14 protein-coding genes are annotated in these 18,003 nt (G+C 67.4%); all 14 read right to left on the reverse strand.

Going from position 1 to position 18,003, the window contains the following annotated elements; genetic code table 11:
- Nucleotides 1-74: 74 nt before the first annotated feature.
- Nucleotides 75-1,148, reverse strand: coding sequence for a protein-glutamate methylesterase/protein-glutamine glutaminase (locus ACZLIB_RS10245; protein ID WP_478469791.1), 1,074 nt, complete (start codon nt 1,146-1,148; stop codon nt 75-77).
- Nucleotides 1,145-1,741: a chemoreceptor glutamine deamidase CheD gene (cheD, locus tag ACZLIB_RS10250; RefSeq protein ID WP_008264676.1), complete on the reverse strand. Its 597-nt coding sequence runs from the start codon at nt 1,739-1,741 to the stop codon at nt 1,145-1,147. The genes ACZLIB_RS10245 and cheD overlap by 4 nt, the downstream gene beginning before the upstream one ends.
- Entirely contained in the window at nt 1,738-2,607 is an 870-nt protein-coding gene (locus ACZLIB_RS10255) for a CheR family methyltransferase (protein WP_014037084.1), read from the reverse strand. Before ACZLIB_RS10255 ends, cheD begins: the two co-directional genes overlap by 4 nt.
- Before the next feature lie 37 nt (nt 2,608-2,644).
- Nucleotides 2,645-4,921, reverse strand: a complete 2,277-nt coding sequence (locus tag ACZLIB_RS10260; RefSeq protein ID WP_478469792.1) for a methyl-accepting chemotaxis protein — start codon at nt 4,919-4,921, stop codon at nt 2,645-2,647.
- Between the two features lie 884 nt (nt 4,922-5,805).
- Nucleotides 5,806-8,184: a methyl-accepting chemotaxis protein gene (locus tag ACZLIB_RS10265; protein ID WP_478469793.1), complete on the reverse strand. Its 2,379-nt coding sequence runs from the start codon at nt 8,182-8,184 to the stop codon at nt 5,806-5,808.
- Between the two features lie 101 nt (nt 8,185-8,285).
- Complete coding sequence (locus ACZLIB_RS10270; protein WP_005409515.1) at nt 8,286-8,669, reverse strand: hypothetical protein; 384 nt, start codon at nt 8,667-8,669, stop codon at nt 8,286-8,288.
- A 136-nt stretch (nt 8,670-8,805) separates the two neighbouring features.
- Complete coding sequence (locus ACZLIB_RS10275) at nt 8,806-9,297, reverse strand: chemotaxis protein CheW (RefSeq protein WP_049401162.1); 492 nt, start codon at nt 9,295-9,297, stop codon at nt 8,806-8,808.
- Between the two features lie 197 nt (nt 9,298-9,494).
- The gene (locus tag ACZLIB_RS10280; protein WP_032129226.1) at nt 9,495-10,268 is read right to left on the reverse strand and encodes a flagellar brake protein; all 774 of its coding nucleotides are present in this window, start codon (nt 10,266-10,268) and stop codon (nt 9,495-9,497) included.
- A gap of 158 nt (nt 10,269-10,426) precedes the next feature.
- Nucleotides 10,427-12,676, reverse strand: a complete 2,250-nt coding sequence (locus tag ACZLIB_RS10285) for a methyl-accepting chemotaxis protein (protein ID WP_478469795.1) — start codon at nt 12,674-12,676, stop codon at nt 10,427-10,429.
- Between the two features lie 352 nt (nt 12,677-13,028).
- A complete protein-coding gene (locus ACZLIB_RS10290) occupies nt 13,029-15,017 on the reverse strand; it encodes a chemotaxis protein CheA (protein ID WP_478469796.1) in 1,989 nt (662 codons plus the stop codon).
- A gap of 45 nt (nt 15,018-15,062) precedes the next feature.
- Nucleotides 15,063-15,428: a response regulator gene (locus ACZLIB_RS10295; RefSeq protein ID WP_005409521.1), complete on the reverse strand. Its 366-nt coding sequence runs from the start codon at nt 15,426-15,428 to the stop codon at nt 15,063-15,065.
- Nucleotides 15,425-15,733 carry an STAS domain-containing protein gene (locus tag ACZLIB_RS10300; protein WP_014037092.1) on the reverse strand — a complete coding sequence of 103 codons (309 nt, stop codon included), beginning with the start codon at nt 15,731-15,733 and terminating at the stop codon, nt 15,425-15,427. The genes ACZLIB_RS10295 and ACZLIB_RS10300 overlap by 4 nt, the downstream gene beginning before the upstream one ends.
- Nucleotides 15,734-16,018: 285 nt before the next feature.
- Nucleotides 16,019-17,221 carry a chemotaxis protein CheW gene (locus ACZLIB_RS10305; RefSeq protein ID WP_285303045.1) on the reverse strand — a complete coding sequence of 401 codons (1,203 nt, stop codon included), beginning with the start codon at nt 17,219-17,221 and terminating at the stop codon, nt 16,019-16,021.
- Entirely contained in the window at nt 17,218-18,000 is a 783-nt protein-coding gene (locus ACZLIB_RS10310) for a ParA family protein (protein ID WP_005413243.1), read from the reverse strand. Before ACZLIB_RS10310 ends, ACZLIB_RS10305 begins: the two co-directional genes overlap by 4 nt.
- Nucleotides 18,001-18,003: the final 3 nt, after the last annotated feature.

An 18,003-nucleotide genomic window follows, 5' to 3' on the forward strand; every position in this document is an offset into this window, starting at 1 on the left:
GGCTCGACTCTACAACGGCATCCACGCATGGCGTGGATCTACTGCAAGCGGAGTCCTTGAGCCGGGGCGCGCAATCAGCCGCGCGCGAGCGCCAGCAACCGCTCGGCAATCCGTTCCAGCGGCACCTGTTCCTCGGCGGCGCCGAGCTTGAACGCGGCACCGGGCATGCCCCAGACCACGCTGGTGGCCTCGTCCTGCACCAGCGTCGGTGCGCCGGCCTGGCGCATTTCCAGCAGGCCGCGTGCACCGTCATCGCCCATGCCGGTGAGAATGGCACCGATGGCGTTGCCGCCGGCGTTCTGCGCGACCGAGCGGAACAGCACATCCACCGCGGGCTTGTGCCGGTTCACCGCAGGGCCGTCGTCGACCCGGCAGCGCCAGCGCGCACCGTCGCGGATGATCCGCAGGTGCTTGCCACCCGGTGGCAGGTAGGCGTGGCCGGGCAGCACGGCTTCGCCGTCGCTGGCCTCGCGTACGGCCATCGCCGAGTGCCGGTCCAGGCGTTCGGCGAAGGCGCTGCTGAAGCTGGCCGGCAGGTGCTGGGTCATCACCACGGCCGGGCCGTCGGCGGGCATGCCTTCCAGCACCACGCGCAGGGCCTCGGTGCCACCGGCCGACGAGCCGATTGCGATCAGCCGGTCGGTGGTGCGGAACTGGGGCGTGGCGGGACGCGTCGCTGGGGAGGCGTCCAGCAGGAGCTTCGGTGCGGCAGCGCGCACCAGCGGGCGCACACGCGAACGCGCCGCCATCTTCACTTTGGCGATGATCTCGTCGGCGTAGGCCTGCAGGCCGCGCGCCACGTCCAGTTTCGGCTTGGAGACGAAGTCCACCGCGCCCAGCGCCAGTGCCTGCAGGGTGGTGTCGGCGCCGCGCTCGGTCAGCGAGGAGATCATCACCACCGGCAGCGGGTGCAGGCGCATCAGGTTTTCCAGGAACGCCAGGCCGTCCATGCGCGGCATTTCCACGTCCAGCGTGATCACGTCCGGGGCCAGACGCTTGATCTTCTCGCGCGCCAGCAGCGGGTCGGCGGCGGTGCCGACCACGTCAATGGCGGGATCGCTGGACAGGATTTCCGTGAGCATCTGGCGCACGACGGCGGAGTCGTCGACGATCAGGACCCGGCAGGGGGCGTTGCCGGTCAGGGTCATTCGAACAGCTCCACGCCGCCGGTGACCGGGGCCTTGGACAGGCGTGCACGCACCGCCGATTCGGTCGCGGCCACTTCGGCCTCATGGGCATGCGGCAGGCGCTGCACTACCACGCGGCCAGTATCGGCGAAGAACCAGATCTTGCGCGGATGGATGCCGCACAGGTCCTCGGCAATGATCGGGATGTGCTCGGCCTGCAGGTACTGGCGCACGAACTCGGCGTTGCGGGTACCGACCGGGTTGCTGGTGAAACCCTTCAGCACGTTGGCACCGCCGAACACCTTGGCCTCGATGCGCTTGCGGTGGGCGCCACGCTTGAGCATGTCGTTGATCAGCAGCTCCATCGCGTAGCTGCCATAGCGCGCAGGTGCGCCGTCGCCGGCATTGCCCTCGGGCAGCAGGAAATGGTTCATGCCGCCGATCTTCAGCACCGGGTCGCGCAGGCAGGCGGCCACGCAGGAGCCCAGCGTGGTGGTCAGCGCGGTGGTGTCGTCGACCACCAGGTACTGGGTCGGCAGCAGCTTGGCCGCAATGGTCTTGAAGCGCGCGTCCTGGTAACGCATCACATCATCGGTGCGCAGCGATGCGTTCATGCGCCTGCCTTTGCCGCACGGCGGTACAGGGTGCGTCCGCAGGGCTGGATCAGGTCGGCGGCGTGCAGGTAGTTCTCCGAGTGGCCGGTATACAACAGGCCGTCGTCGGCCAGGTGCTGTACCAGACGGCCGAGGATCGCGCGCTGGGTCGGCTTGTCGAAGTAGATCATCACGTTGCGGCAGAACAGTGCGTCGAACGGGCCGCCGACGTCATAGCGGGGGGCAAGCAGGTTCAACGGGCGGAACTCGATCAGCTCGCGCAGCGCCGGCAGCACACGGCACTGGCCCTCGTTGGGGCCGCTGCCACGCTGGAAGTAGCGACGGCGCAGGTCCGGATCGAGGCTGGTGACGCGGTCGATGTTGTAGACGCCACGGCCGGCGGTGGCCAGCACCTGGGTATCGACGTCGGTGGCGATGATGCGTACCGGTGGCTTCAGGGTGCCGAAGGCTTCGCAGGCAGTGATCGCCATCGAGTAGGGCTCTTCGCCGGTGGAGGCGGCGCACGACCACAGCAGCAGCGGTGTGCGGCTGGAGCGCTGCTGCAGCTCCTCGCGCAGCTTGTCGAAGTGGTGCGGCTCGCGGAAGAACGAGGTCAGGTTGGTGGTCAGCGCGTTGGTGAACGCCTGCCACTCGTCACCGTCTTCCTGCTCCAGATGGTCCAGATACTGCTGGAAGCTGCGCATGCCCAGCGTGCGCAGGCGGCGCGACAGGCGGCCATAGACCATGTCGCGCTTGGCCGGGGCAAGGGCAATGCCCACGCGCTGGTAGATCAGGTCGCAGACGCGGCGGAAATCACGGTCGGCGAACTCGAATTCGCGCGGGCCGGTGACGATGGGAGTAGGACTTTGCACGGGGGACGTGTCCATCGGCAGAGGCGGCGGCCGAAGCCGCCGCGGGTGGGTCTCAGAATTCCTGCCAGTCGCTGTCGCTGGCGACGAAGGTGCTGGCGTTGCTGCCGGTGCGGCGAACCGGTGCTGGCGTCGGAGCCGGCCGCGGACGCGCCACGGCGGCGGCAACATGCACCGGCTCGACACGCGCGGCCACGGCCTTCACTGCGGCCGAGACCTGGTTGTCCAGGCGGAAGATCGCCACGGCGTCGGCCAGCTGGCCAGCCTGTTCTTCCATCGCACGTGCGGCGGCGGTGGCTTCTTCCACCAGCGCAGCATTCTGCTGGGTGGTTTCGTCCATCTGCACCACGGTCTGGTTGACCTGCTCGATGCCGGCCGACTGCTCCTGCGAAGCCGCGGAGATCTCGGCCATGATGTCGGTCACGCGCTGCACCGAGGCGACGATCTCGCCCATGGTGCTGCCGGCCTGGTGCACCAGGCTGGAGCCTTCGGCGACCTTGCCGACCGAATCATCGATCAGGCCCTTGATCTCCTTGGCCGCGGCGGCCGAGCGCTGGGCGAGGGTACGCACTTCGCTGGCGACCACGGCGAAGCCACGGCCCTGTTCGCCGGCGCGTGCAGCTTCCACTGCGGCGTTCAGCGCCAGGATGTTGGTCTGGAAGGCGATGCCGTCGATGACCGAGATGATCTCGGCGATCTTCTTCGACGAGGCTTCGATGGCCGACATGGTGTTGACCACCTGGCCGACCACGCTGCCACCCTGCGAGGCCACGCCTTGCGCGCCGATGGCGAGCTGGTTGGCCTGGCGGGCATGCTCGGCGTTCTGGCGCACGGTGGAGGTCAGTTCCTCCATCGAGGCGGCGGTTTCTTCCAGATTGGCGGCCTGCTGCTCGGTGCGGCGCGACAGGTCGCTGTTGCCCGACGCAATCTCGCCGGCGGCGAGGGTGATGCTGGACGCGCTGGCCTGGATCTGGCCGACGATCTGGGTCAGCTGGGTGACGGTGGTGTTGGCGTCGTCACGCATGCGTGCGAACACGCCCTGGTAGTCGCCGTGCATGCGCGCGGTCAGGTCGCCTTCGGCGATGGCCGACAGCAGCTGCGAGAGCTTGCCGAGGTTGTCATCGCTGACCGCCATCATCGCGTTGAGGTTTTCCAGCATCAGGCGGAAATCGTGATCGAAGCGCTGCGCGTCGCCACGGCGGCTGAAGTCGCCTGCGGCGGCGGCACTGGCCAGCTGCTTGATCTCGGCGTTGATGCGGCCGAGGTTGGCCTTGACCGTGTCGACGGTGGTGGTCATCGCGGCCTTCTCGCCGGGGTAGCGCGCGACGTCGCGGCTCAGATCGCCCACCGCGTACTGCTGCACCACGTCCAGCACATCGTGCAGGGTCTGCACGTGGCCGCCGACCAGGGCATTGGTTTCCTGCACCATCAGCCCGTACTCGCCGGGGAAGGCGCTGGCATCGATGCGGTAGCTCAGTTCGCCGCCATCGTGGCGACGCGCCATCTCGCGCTGGCCGCTGATCACCGCGTGCAGCTGCTGCTGCATGCCGGACATGGCGTCCAGCAGGCGGCCGGTCTCGTCATGCGGCTGCGGGCCGATGTGGCTGTCCAGCTTGCCGCGGGCGATACCCTCGGCGACGGCCGTTGCCTGCTTCAGCGGTACGGCGATGCGGTTGCCGATGAGCCAGCTCAGGGCCAGCACGATCAGTACCAGCACGCCACCGGAGACGGCCATGATGGCGGTGAACACCAGTGCCTGCTTCTGCACGTCGTCCATGTAGACGCCACTGCTGACCACCCAGTTCCAGGGCGCGAACAGGCCGGCGTAAGCCACCTTCTCGACCTCGCCCTTGCTGCCGGGCTTGGCCCAGCGGTAGTTGACGAAGCCGCCACCGGCCTTGGCTGCTTCCACCTGGTCGTAGTAGATGCGCACACCGTCGTCGGTGCGGAAGTCCTTCATGTCCTTGCCGACCAGGTCCTTGCGGAACGGGTGCATCAGCAGGCGGTAGCCGGTGTCGTAGATGTTGAAGTAGTAGGCATCGTTATCGGCGCGCATCACTTCCAGCGCCTGCAGGGCGGCGGCCTTGGCAGCGTCCTCGCTGAGCTCGCCGGTACCGGCCAGGCGATGGTAGTGCTGGAGGATGCCGTAGCTGAGTTCGACCTGGGTCTTCAGAGCGGTCTTGCGGGTCTCGGTCAGGTCGAGGTACTGCATGCGGGCGGCGATCACCGAGAGCGCGATCACGCCAAGCGCGATGAGCAGCGTCAGCAGGTTGAGCTTGCGCCGGACGGAGAGGTTGCTGAAGTAGTGTTGCCAGCGATGCATGAGATTCATCGAGCAGGACCAGGTCGAAGCGGGCGGGCGGCGCCGTGCCGGTCACAGCGGGACAAGCGGTGACAACCCCGTTATCGGCCGCGCGGGCGGGGGATTGAGGTGCGGTGTCCGAACGTATTCAGGTTTCCTTGCAGCGGCGGTTGCGGCGCTGCCTGCGGCCGGCTTTTGAAGCAACAGCAACAGCAACAGCAACAGCGGTTGGTCGGCTCTGAATTTTCAGTGGGTGGCTGGATCGGGGGGGGCTGGCGGGACACGCCGTAAACCCCGCTCCGCGGTCCGGCCCAGCCGCTGGCGGCTGGGCGTTCGGGCGCTTGCGAAGCAGTGCTTCGCAAGCAAAGCGCCCTCACCCTTGGGGGCTCGATGGCGCCATCCATGGCGCCAACGGTCCCGCCAGCCCACCCCGACCCAGCCCTCTCGGCATTCCTGTGACGGACGGCAAGAGCGTTGGGTTTCCAAGTGGGAAGAGGGGGCAGATCCGTTTTCCTGCGGAAAGCGAATCTGAACCCGGAAGCGGTGCTCTTGCTCTTCTTTCTTCAATCCGGGGTGGACGCGCACGGAAACTGTCCGTGGCCGGGAGGGTGGGCTGCGCAGGGGCGTGAGCGCCATGGGCCCGAGGCATGCCTCGGGCGGGTTGGGCAGGACGCCCAACCCCGGTCTTGCCGTGTGCGCAGGACAGCGCACACGAGCAAGCGGCGACCGAGCTTACATGGACGTACTTGCAGCGGCCCCTGCGCAGCCCACCCTCCCGGCCAACCCTCAGTAGCCACGCGCCTACCGCGACCACCCCGAGGGGCTTCGCCGTTGGCTGGATATCCAGATACCCCGTAAACAAAAACGCCCCAGCGCAGGGCCAGGGCGTTCTCGTGCATCAGGTCAGGCAGGCATCAGAACTCCTGCCAGTCTCCATCAGCCAGTTCGGTGGCCATCGGACGACCACCGGCGCTGCGGCGGGCTGGCGGGGCGACCGGGGTCGGTGCGGCCGGTGCGGCAGCACGCGGGGCCGGGGCAGCGGCGATGCGCGGGGCAACCACGGTCTCGGCTTCGTCCACCACGAAGATCGACACGGCCTCGCTGAGGTGACCGGCCTGTTCTTCCATTGCGCGTGCGGCGGCGGTGGCTTCTTCCACCAGCGCGGCGTTCTGCTGGGTGGTTTCGTCCATCTGCACCACGGTCTGATTGACCTGCTCGATGCCAGCACTCTGTTCCTGCGAAGCCGCGGAGATCTCGGCCATGATGTCGGTCACGCGCTGCACCGAGGCGACGATCTCGCCCATGGTGGCGCCGGCCTTGTGCACCAGCGCCGAGCCGTCGTTGACCTTGCCGACCGAGTCGTCGATCAGGCCCTTGATTTCCTTGGCGGCGGCGGCCGAGCGCTGGGCGAGGGTACGCACCTCGCTGGCGACCACGGCGAAGCCACGACCCTGTTCGCCGGCACGTGCGGCTTCCACAGCGGCATTCAGCGCCAGGATGTTGGTCTGGAACGCGATGCCGTCGATGACCGAGATGATCTCGGCGATTTTCTTCGACGAGGCCTGGATGGCCGACATCGTGGTGACCACCTGGCCGACCACGTCGCCGCCCTGCGAGGCCACGCCATGTGCGCCGATGGCCAGCTGGTTGGCCTGGCGGGCATGCTCGGCGTTCTGGCGAACGGTCGAGGTCAGCTCCTCCATCGAGGCGGCGGTTTCTTCCAGGTTGGCGGCCTGCTGCTCGGTGCGGCGCGACAGGTCGCTGTTGCCCGAGGCGATTTCGCCGGCGGCCGAGCTGATCGCACGGCTGGACTGCTTGATACGGGTGACGATCTCGCTCAGCTGCGCGGCGGTGGCGTTGGCATCATCGCGCATGCGGGCGAACACGCCCTGGTAATCGCCGTGCATGCGCACGGTCAGATCACCCTGCGACAGCGCAGCGAGCAGGCCGGAGATCTGTTCGATGCTGCCGGCGTTGGCGTCGAGCAGGCCGTTGATCTGCTGGGCCAGCTGCAGGAAGAAGCCTTCCTTGTCGCTGGCGTCGATGCGGCCGGACAGGTCGCCGGCGGCAGCCTGGGCGATCACGCGCGCCACTTCGGCCTCGACCTGCGCTTCCTGGGTGCGGTCGCGCCATTCCACCACGTAGCCAACGGTGTCGCCGCCTTCGTTGCGGATGGTCGACACCACCTGGGCGAACTGGGCATCGCCGTACTGCATCGGACGACGGGCCACGCCGTGCGCCTTCAGGTTGCCGAGCAGGGTCTGGTCCATCTCGCCACGGTGCTCGAGCACGGTGACCGGCTTGCCGACCAGCGAGGCCTGCGCATCGAAGTCCGGCAGGTCGCGGCGGACCTCGTCCTGGTACTGGGTCAGGGTCTGCTGCAGGGCGCGATTGCTGTAGACGATGGTGTTGCTGGTGTCGGTCAGGTACACGCCGGTCGAGCTGTAGTCCAGCGCGGTGCGGATGCGCAGGTTCTCGCGGGCGATGGCCTGGTCGGTTTCGGTGCGCTCGCGCAGGTCGCGCTGCATGCGCTGCATGGCCTGCATCAGCTCGCCGACTTCGTCCTTGCGGCTGACATCGATATGGCCATCAAGCTTGCCACCGGCCACATCGTTGGCAACCGAGACGGCGCCACGCACGCTGCCGACCAGGGCGCGTGCGAACAGCCAGACCAGCACCAGGCCGAGCGCGGCACCGCCCAGCAGGGCGATCACGGTCAGCACGGCCGAGGCGGCGTAGGTGGATTCGGCCTCTTCGCGCGAAGCGCGGGCGAGGCGATTGTCTTCGGCAATCAGGGCTTCCAGTGCGGCCCCGGCCTTGCGGTGCTTGGCGCGGGTCTCACCGACGAAGGTGTCGATCGCATCGTCGGGCAGGTCCAGCTCCAGCATCTCGGTGACGCTGTCGTAGGAGGCCAGTGCCTCCTTCCATTCCTTGGCGAAGGTATCGAACAGCTTCTTCTGCTGCGGGTTGTCGACCAGCGCCGGATAGCCCTTGATCGACTTGTCCATGCTTTCGCGCAGTTCAGTGGACTGCTTGCGTGCATCAGCCTTGACGTCGTCGCTGGCGCGGATCAGCTGCTGGTAGGCGGCGTTGCGGTACTCACCGAGCATGCCGCGCATCTCGCCGGCCATGCGGATGCTCTCCATGCGTGAACCGGCCAACTCGGTGGTGACGTTGTTCAGCGAGTGCAGGCCACGGTAGGCGACGATGCCCTGCAGCAGCATCACCAGCAGGAGAACGCCGAAGGTCAGCATCAGCTTCGGCATCAGTTTCAGGTTGTTGATCCACGGCATGGGCGTTGCGATCTCCTAAGGCAGACGCGTCCGGGCGTCGGGCCCGGTTGCAGCAGCGACCACGCCGGTCCAGGGGCCGGCGTGGTTCGACGGACAGCGGATTACTTGATGTTGGCCAGCTTCAGGCCGGCCGGCGAGCTGACTTCGATTTCGGCGCGCGAGGCGTCGCGCTGGATCTTGCCGATCACGCAGACGGTCTTGCCTTCCAGGGTTTCCAGCGGGAAGGAGAACTTGCCGCGGTTCTCGCCAGCGATGCGGGCCGAGAAGGTGTGGCGCGGGAAGGCGCCGCCCATGTACAGGAAGGTCGGCTGGCCTTCGGAACCTTCCGCGTAGCGAGCCTTCTCGACCTTGCCACAGACCATGCCGTCCTTGCCGACCGAGCGCGGTGCCAGTTCCGGCGGGATCATGTCGGCCGCCTGGGCGAAAGCGGAGGACGCAGTGGTGGCCAGGACAGCGGCCGAAACGAACGCAAGCAGGGACTTCATCGAGGTGTATCTCCGGGGATGGTGATGGTCGTTCCGGTCCTGCGCGCTCCTGCGCGGCCGGCTTCTGTCCCCCTATCGGCACTGCCGGGGGGAACTGAAGGGTTTTGTGACCAGAACGTGAAGCAGGTCCGCTGGCTCAGGCGGCGGCGTCTTCAACGACGCTGGCCTGGCCCATGTCGGCGCTGTCCAGCAGGGTCTCGATGTCCAGCAGGATCAGCATGCGGTCGTCCTGGGTGCCGATGCCGGAAATGAAGCGGGTATCGACGGCAGCGCCGAATTCCGGGGTCGGGCGGATCTGCTCGGCCGACAGCGGGATCACGTCGGAGACGCTGTCCACGACGATGCCGACCACGCGGTCGTCGACGTTCAGCACGATCATCACGGTGAAGGCGTCGTAGCGGGCATCGTCCAGGCGCAGCTTCAGGCGCAGGTCGATCACCGGGACGATGGTGCCGCGCAGGTTGATCACGCCCTTGATGTAGTCCGGTGCATCCGGGACCCGGGTGACCGCGTCATAGCCGCGGATTTCCTGGACCTTGAGGATGTCCACGCCGTAGTGCTCGGCACCGAGGGTGAAGCTGAGGAATTCGCCACCGGCGCTGGCGGCGGAGCTGGTCTTGTCGTTCATCGAGGGGTCCTGGTTCTGCCGGAAGTCCCGGTGTCAGGCTCGATATCGGCCCCTCGGTGGGGGACTTTAGGTGCCCGGGGAAGGCATCCACGCATGGCGTGGATCTACCGGGGAAGATGGGGGCATCCACGCATGGCGTGGATCTACACGGGAAGCGGGAGTGCCGGCCAGCGGCCGGCACTACCGGTCGGGAGGCCTTACAGCTCGCCGTTGCGGCGCGCCTTGCGCTGGCGGTCGATGCGGAAGATGTAGCGCTGGATGGCACTGTCGGCGCCACGCGGCAGGATGTCGAAGCGCATGCCCACGCGCTTGATCTCGATGCCATTGGGTTGGCGCTGCGGCAGCAGGTTGCAGACGACCAGCTCGATCTCCAGGTCGGGGCCGTCGGGCAGCGACAGCATCGCCGGGTAGCGCTTCTGCAGGCTGAACACCGCGCAGTCGGTAGGTACGGCCACCGCCAGGCCGCCGCCGCTGATGTCCACCACCCGCATCGACAGCGCTTCGGCACGGCTCTCGCCGGCGGGGATCAGCAGCTGGGGCGAATCGGTGACTGGCGTCTCCAGCCGGTACATCTCACGTCGCTGCAGATGGACCAGTTCGTCCGGCAGAGGGGCACGGAAGGCGACGTGGCCGTCGTTGTCCACACGCTGCAGTGCCTGCAGGCGGAACCGCACCAGCACGCGTTCGAGCTGGGCAAAGCACAGCAGATGGTCGGCCTGTTCGGCGGCGCGGTTGGACGCCTCCTGCGGGCTGCCATCGAGCAGCAGGGTGTCGTCGTCCTCGTCGAGTTCAAGCAGCGCGGTCGGGAACGAGCGGTCGCGGCCGTCGATATGCGCATTGATCAGTGATCGCTGGTCGATCAGCGATCGCAACAGCTGCCGCAGCTGGCGCGGATTACGGACCAGGAAACGTTCGTCAGCGGCATCAGCCGCGTGGACATCATGCACTGCAGTGTCGTTGCCGTCGGACATGGAATCTACGGTCAGGGGCGGGCGCCAGCACGCGTTGGCGCGAGGCTCGATGGGGATATCGGCCACTGTGCCCGATTATGAAGTGAGAATTGCATCACTTTCCATGCGTCAGGGGTCGGATCCCTTTCCCGAAGGAAAGGGATCCGACCCCGGGTACATCAGAACTCCTGCCAGTCGCCGTCTGCGGCCAGCGCCGGCTGGGCCGTCGCGGTGCGCAGCGTACGCGCCGGGACCGGCTTTGCGGCCGGTGCGGCGGCTGCGACCTGGCGCGGTACCGGTGCCGCCAATGGGCGTGCCGGGATGGCCGTCGTGCCCTGTGATGCCAGCCGGAAGCGGGCCACGGCTTCACCCAGCTGCTCGGCCTGGTCTTCCATTGCACGTGCGGCAGCGGTGGCTTCTTCCACCAGCGCAGCATTCTGCTGGGTGGTCTCGTCCATCTGCACCACGGTCTGGTTGACCTGCTCGATGCCGGCACTCTGTTCCTGCGACGCTGCGGAGATCTCGGCCATGATGTCGGTCACGCGCTGCACCGAGGCGACGATCTCGCCCATGGTGCTGCCGGCCTGGTGCACCAGGCTGGAGCCTTCGGCGACCTTGCCGACCGAATCATCAATCAGGCCCTTGATCTCCTTGGCGGCAGCGGCCGAGCGCTGGGCGAGGGTGCGCACTTCGCTGGCGACCACGGCGAAGCCACGGCCCTGTTCACCTGCGCGGGCAGCTTCCACTGCAGCATTCAACGCCAGGATGTTGGTCTGGAAGGCGATTCCGTCGATGACCGAGATGATCTCGGCGATCTTCTTCGACGAGGCTTCGATGGCCGACATGGTCGTGACCACCTGGCCGACCACTTCACCGCCCTGCGAGGCGACGCCATGTGCGCCTATGGCGAGCTGATTGGCCTGGCGGGCGTGCTCGGCGTTCTGGCGCACGGTGGAGGTCAGTTCCTCCATCGACGCGGCGGTTTCTTCCAGATTGGCGGCCTGCTGCTCGGTGCGGCGCGACAGATCGCTGTTGCCCGACGCGATCTCGCCAGCGGCGAGGGTGATGCTGGACGCGCTGGCCTGGATCTGGCCGACGATCTGCGTCAGCTGCGCGACGGTGGTGTTGGCGTCGTCACGCATGCGTGCGAACACGCCGTTGAACTGGCCGTCCATGCGCGCGGTCAGGTCGCCGGCGGCGATCGACTGCAGCAGCTGCGAGAGCTGGCCGAGGTTGCCGTCGGCGACCTGCATCATGCTGTTGAGCTGCTCGATCATCACGCGGAAATCGTGATCGAAACGCTGCGCATCACCGCGCTGGCTGAAGTCGCCGGCTGCGGCGGCCGAGGCCAGCTGCTGGATCTGCGTGTTGATGGCCAGCAGGCTGGCCTTGGCCGCATCCATCGACTCGTGCAGGATCGCGCGGCTGCCGGGCAGGCGGCGTGCGTCCGGGGTGAGGTTGCCGGTGGCGTACTGGTTGAGCACGTCGATGGCATCGCGGATCGCGTCGAGATGTTCGAAAATGACCGTGTTGATACCGCTGGCCAGCTGCCCATAGACGCCCGGGAAGTCTTCCGGAATGCGGTGGCTGATGTCTGGACCGGCGTGCATCTGCGCCATCAGCTGGGTCTGCTCGGAGAAGCGGCGCAGCATCGCGGTCATTTCGGTGGTGGCGGCCAGCATCTTGCCGGCTTCGTCCTTGCTGGTGGCTTGGGTGCTGACGCTGAGATCGCCACGGGCAACGGCCTGGATGGCATGCACGGCCTTGCCGAGCGGGCCGGTGACGGCGCGCGAGATGACCGTTGCCAGCGCGGCTGCCACCAGCGACAGCAGCACGATGCAGCCGATGATGGCGATCATGCTGGCGCGGTGGGTGGCATTTGCATCGGCGATCTTGGCATCCATCAGGCCGGCGATATGGGTGCCGAGGGTCTTCATCGCAGCGAACAGATCACGGCGGGCCGGGCGCGACTGTTCGTCGGAGATCTGCCGCGCCAAGGTGCCGTCGCCTGCCGCGACGGCTTCGCGCATGGCCTTGTTGGCAGCGAAGTAGCGGTCCAGTTGCACGTTTGCCGCAGCGTACAGCTCGCGCTCCTTGGCCAGGGCTGGCAGTGCCGAGTAGGCGGCCAGTTCGTCATGTACGGCCTTGGCGGTGTCGTCCATGCGCTTGTAGTAGTCGGCCACCTTGTCAGGCTGGTCGAGCATGCTCAACAGAGCCAGCTCGTAGGTGCGGAACTCGCCGAGTTGCGAGCGCGCCTCGCCGAGATGCTGCACCGAGGGAATATCGTTGCTGGCCATTTCGCCCAGTTGCTTGTTGGCCTCGTTGAGCCGCAGCAGTGCGAATGCGCCGAGGACGAGGGTCATCAAGGTGGTGAGGGTGAACCCCACGGCCAGCTTGCGGGCGATGGGCAGATCGTGGAACCACTTCATGCAGGGTGCTCCAGGTGGGCAGGGCGCCGGCGTCGTTGCGTCGGCTGGGGGTGGTTGCAGAGCGAACGGTGGTGCCCGGTGGGGGTTCGGTGACGGCCGTCAAAGCGAAATAGCGGCGCAGTTCGGATGGACTTTATGGACGCAGATCACATTCGGTTGCGTAGGGACGGCGGCGCGAAAGTGGCGCCATGACAGGGCTTTCGCTTGAACGGCAAGGTTGCGCCCGAAACCTTCGTGCAGACGGAGTTCACGGTATGCCTGGCGAAGCGAGCGCGGTCAGATCGTGGCCGTGCGCGCAAACGAAAACCGCCGCCCCGAAGGGCGGCGGCTCAGTGCACGCATGCAACGTGGATCAGGCGGCCTGCGGCATCCGCAGCGAGCGCACCAGACCGCCGATGTCGACGATCAGGGCCACGCGGCCATCGCCAAGGATGGTGGCACCGGATACCCCGCCGATGCGGCGGTAGTTGTTCTCGATGTTCTTCACCACCACCTGCTGCTGACCGACCAGCTCGTCCACTTCCAGCGCAATCTTCTGGCCATCACCTTCAACCACCACCACCAGCGATTCGCTGCCCGGTGCGCGGTTGCCGTAGCCGTAGTACTCGCTCAGCGACAGGATCGGCAGATACTCGCCACGCACGCGCAGCACGCGGCCTTCGCCGGCCATGCTGCGGATGTCCTCGGCCTGCGGCTGCAGGGCCTCAAGCACATAAGCCAGCGGCAGGATCAGGGTTTCACCGGCCACCGCCACGGTCATGCCGTCGAGGATGGCCAGGGTCAGCGGCAGCCGGATCAGCGTGCGGGTGCCAGCGCCGAGGCTGCTTTCGATCTGGACCTCGCCCCCCAGCGCCTGGATGTTGCGGCGGACCACGTCCATGCCGACGCCACGGCCGGACAGGTCGGTGACTGCATCGGCGGTGGAGAAACCCGGCTGGAAAATCAGGTCCCAGACCTGCGAATCGGTCGGGTTGTCCGGCACCGCCAGGCCGCGTTCGGTGGCCTTGGCCAGGATCTTGGCGCGGTCCAGGCCGCGGCCGTCGTCGCTGACTTCGATGACGATATGGCCGCCCTGATGCGAGGCTGCCAGGGTGATCGTGCCGGTCTCGTCCTTGCCCGCACCGCGACGTACGTCGGGCATTTCCAGACCGTGGTCGATCGAGTTGCGCACCAGGTGCACCAGCGGATCGGCGATCTTTTCGATCAGGCCCTTGTCCAGTTCGGTGCCTTCGCCGACGGTGCGCAGGCGTACCTGCTTGCCGAGGCGGCTGGACAGGTCGCGGACCAGGCGCGGGAAGCGGCGGAACACCGCATCGACCGGCAGCATGCGCACGCCGATCACCGCTTCCTGCAGGTCGCGGGTGTTGCGTTCAAGCTGGTCCAGGCCGGCGAACAGGCTCTCGGCGTGGACCGGGTCCAGCGCGTGCGAGACCTGCTTGAGCATGGCCTGGGTGATGACCAGTTCGCCGACCAGGTTGATCAGCGCATCGACCTTGTCGACGCTGACCCGGATCGAGGTTTCGGCTTCCTGGCCGCCAGCGCTGCTGGCAGCGGCGGCGGGTGCCGCCGGTAGAACGGCAGCCGGTGTGGAAGGGGCGGGTGTGGCAGGTGCCTCGGTGGCCAGGCTCGGCGGCGCAGCCGGACGGATGTCCAGTTCGCAGTCGTCCAGCACCCAGGCGAAGGTGTCTTCGATCTTGCTGCGCGGCACCTTGCCGACCAGGCCGAGATCCCACGCCAGGTGGGCCTCCAGCGGGTCGAGCTGGGCGAAGCCGGGCAGGCGTTCCATGCGCGCGGCGACCTGCAGCGAACCGAGATGTTCCAGTTCGCGGATGATGCGCAGCGGGTCGTTGCCGCTCATGAACAGCGATGGCGCCGGGGTGAAACCGATCTGCCAGGCTTCCGGCGTATCGTCCACCTTGGCTGCGGCGGCCGCGGGGGCGCTCGCTGCGGCCTCCCCGGAAAGAACCGCCTCCAGGCGCGCCTTCACCGCAGCAACTGCGGCGGGATCGGCGGCCTGGCCGTGTTCGGCTTCGCGCAGCAGGGCGCGCAGCACGTCCACCGAGGACAGCATGGCGTCGACGGCGTGGCCTTCCAGCGCCCGCTTGCCGGCACGCAGCTCATCGAGCAGCGTTTCCAGCACATGGGTCAGGCCGGCGATCGCGTCGAAGCCGAAGGTGCCGGCGCCGCCCTTGATCGAGTGGGCGGCGCGGAACACCGAATTGATGATCTCCGCGTCCTGCTGCCCCGATTCCAGGGCCAGCAGGCCAGCCTCCATCGCGTCGAGGCCTTCGCGGCTCTCCTCGAAGAAGGTGGCGTGGAAGCGTTGCAGGTCCATGCTCATGGCAGTGGTGGTCCGGAAGCGAAGAGGGGGAGCGGTGGCGGGCGATCAGCCCAGCACTTTCTGCACGGTGGCGACCAGCTGTTCCGGATTGAACGGCTTGACCAGCCAGCCGGTGGCACCGGCGGCCTTGCCTTCGGACTTCTTGTCGGCGGCCGATTCGGTGGTCAGCATCAGCAGCGGCGTGAACTTGTAGTCCGGCAGCTGGCGCAGTTCGCGGATCAGCGCGATGCCGTCCATGTTCGGCATGTTGACGTCGGTGACCACCGCATTGAAGCGCTGGCCCTTGGCGCGACCGAGCGCGACCGCGCCGTCTTCAGCTTCTTCGACGGCAAAACCGGCCGAGGTGAGGGCAAAGGACACCATCTGGCGCATTGACGCCGAATCGTCCACCACCAAGATACGTGCGCTCATGCAGCGTTCTCCACAGATTTCAGGTTGTCATGGGTTACGTCCAGGCCCAGGGCCTGGGTGACGCCCAGCAGGCGCGCGGCGTCACGGAAGGTTGCAGTGCAACCGTGGAAGCCGGTGCCGAGGCCTGCCTCGCGGCGGGCCTGCACGAACGCACACAGCACCTGCACGGCGGCCGTGTGGATGCGGGCGACCTGGCTGGCATCCAGGGTCAGCTCGCCTGCCTGCGCCACCAGCGGGGCGAGGCGGTTCTTGAGCTCGGTGGTGCTCTCGATGCCGAGATCCCCACCCAGTTCGACAGTGCTCATCGTTGCTCCGGACAAACGGTTCCGTGATCCATAACGGCACCCCGGTGGGGTTCTTTAGGGGAATCGACGCGGTGCGCCGATGCGGGCGCTGTTGAAAAGGGGACGGAGGGGATTAAGTCGCAACTGGCTCGGCGCTTTGCGCCGATGCGGTGCCTGTCGGGGACGCAAGGCGTTGATCCGTTGGATCAATACCTTACGTCCCCACTGCGTGGTCGCGGTTGCCGAGGGTGGCTGCGGGAGAGCCTGGTCGATTGCGACTTAATCCCCTCCGTCCCCTTTTTTCGCTCAACTCAACAACCGGGTGGCATCCAGCAGGATCATTGGGCGCTGGCTGACCCTGGCGACGCCACGGAACAGGTCGTTGGAGATCTGGCAGATGCGCGCGGTATCGGGCGGCTCGATCTGCGAGTCGGTGAGGTTGGCGACATCTTCCACTGCCGACACGCGCAGGCCGATGGTCTCGCCGTCTTCCTCCAGCACCACGATGCGGGTCTGTGAGTCGTCTTCGGCGGCCGCGGCGCCCAGGTGCAGGCCGAGGTCCATCACCGGTACCACCTGGCCACGCAGGTTCATGATGCCCAGCATGGCCGGCGCAGTACCGCGCAAGGGCAGCAGCGGCACTGGCAGCACCACTTCCTGCACTTTCAGCAGTTCCAGTGCATAGGCCTGGGTGCCGCAGCGCAGGCGCAGCCAGCGCGAGGTGCGCTCGCCGGCGCGTCGGTTCTGTGGATGCGGGCTGCTGGCGGGCCGATGTGCCTGTGCCTGCAGCTCCTGCCAGCTGCTCGGGCGGTTGCCTGCTGGCGCGTCCACGGCCACGCGCGGGGGCGGCGCGGCATCGGTGCGTGCAACTGGAGCGGGTGCTGTGACCACGGCCGCTGGTGGCGCAGGAACGTCCTCGCCGCCGGCAGCGGCCTCGAACGCGGCTTCCAGGCCGGGGCTGTCGGTGTGGGCGAGTCGATGGCTGTCGGCCGGATCGGTCTCGTAGATCACTTCGTCCGGCAGGTCGTCCCATGTAGGTTCCGGGCCGGACTTGGCGGTGGCGGGAGCAGGGGCCGTCTCGTGGATCACCTCGTCAGGCAGGTCATCCCAGGTCGGTTCGCGCTCGGGGGCGGCGACAGGCATTGCGGCGGCCTCGAAGGCGGCCTCCAGTGCTGCGTCGTCCTCTGCCGCGGCAGCAGCAACAGTCTCCGTTTCGTAGATCACTTCGGCGGGCAGATCGTCCCAGGTGGGTTCGCGCTCAGCCGTTGCGGCCGCCTCGAAGGCGGCTTCGAGTGCGGCGTTGTCGACGGCAGGCGCAGCGGCGACGGTCTCGGTTTCGTAGATCACCTCGGCCGGCAGGTCATCCCAGGTCGGCTCGCGTTCGGCGTCGGCTGCAATTGCTGGGCACGCTTCGTCGCTCGCCGGCGGCGGCGCAGCCGGTGGTGCCACGGCGATCGCTTCGCCCAGCAGTTCGTCCAGGTAGTCGTCCAGTACACCGGTGCTGTTCATGCGGCCTGCTCCAGGGCGCGGGCATCCTCGCCGAGGATCCAGTTCAGCGCGCGGCGATAGGCGGCCAGGCCGCGGCCCGGGTAATCCTCACCAACGCTCGGCAGGGTCAGGCCGGCGGCGTTGCTGATGCGGGTGTCGATCGGAATCGCGTCTTCCCACACACGGGTGCCGTGACGATCCTGCATCGTGCGCAGCGACTCGTTGCCGGCGCGGGTGCGGCGGTCGAACAGGGTCGGCAGGATCGAGATCGGCAGCGGGCGGCGGCGCGAGCGTTCGACCATCTCGCCGGTGCGGACCATGCCATCCAGGCCATGCAGGGCCAGCGGCTCGGCCTGGGTGGGGATGATCAGGCGATCGGCTGCGGCCAGCGCATTGATCATCAACAGGCCGAGGGTGGGGGCGCAGTCCAGCAGGATGTAGTCGTGCTGGCCCTGGTGGCGCGCAAGCGCATTCTGCAGTGCCAGGCCAAGGCCAGGCTGGTTGGCGCTGCGGCGTTCCAGCGTGGCCAGCGCGGACTGTGCGCAGACATAGTCCAGGCCATGGATGCTGCTGGCATGGCACAGGCTGGAAAGATCGGCGGGCGGGGCGCCGAACAGCTCCAGCACGCCAGCCGGCGGCGGGTCCACCGGTACGCCGAACGCGCGGCTGAGCGAGGCGTGCGGATCGAGGTCGATCAACAGCACGCGATGGCCAAGTGCGGCCAGTCCGCGGCCGAGGGCGAGGGTGGTGGTGGTCTTGCCGACTCCGCCCTTCTGGTTGGCGACTGCCCAGATGCGCATCGG

The sequence above is a fragment of the Stenotrophomonas sp. 220_Sma genome, assembly GCF_056487375.1.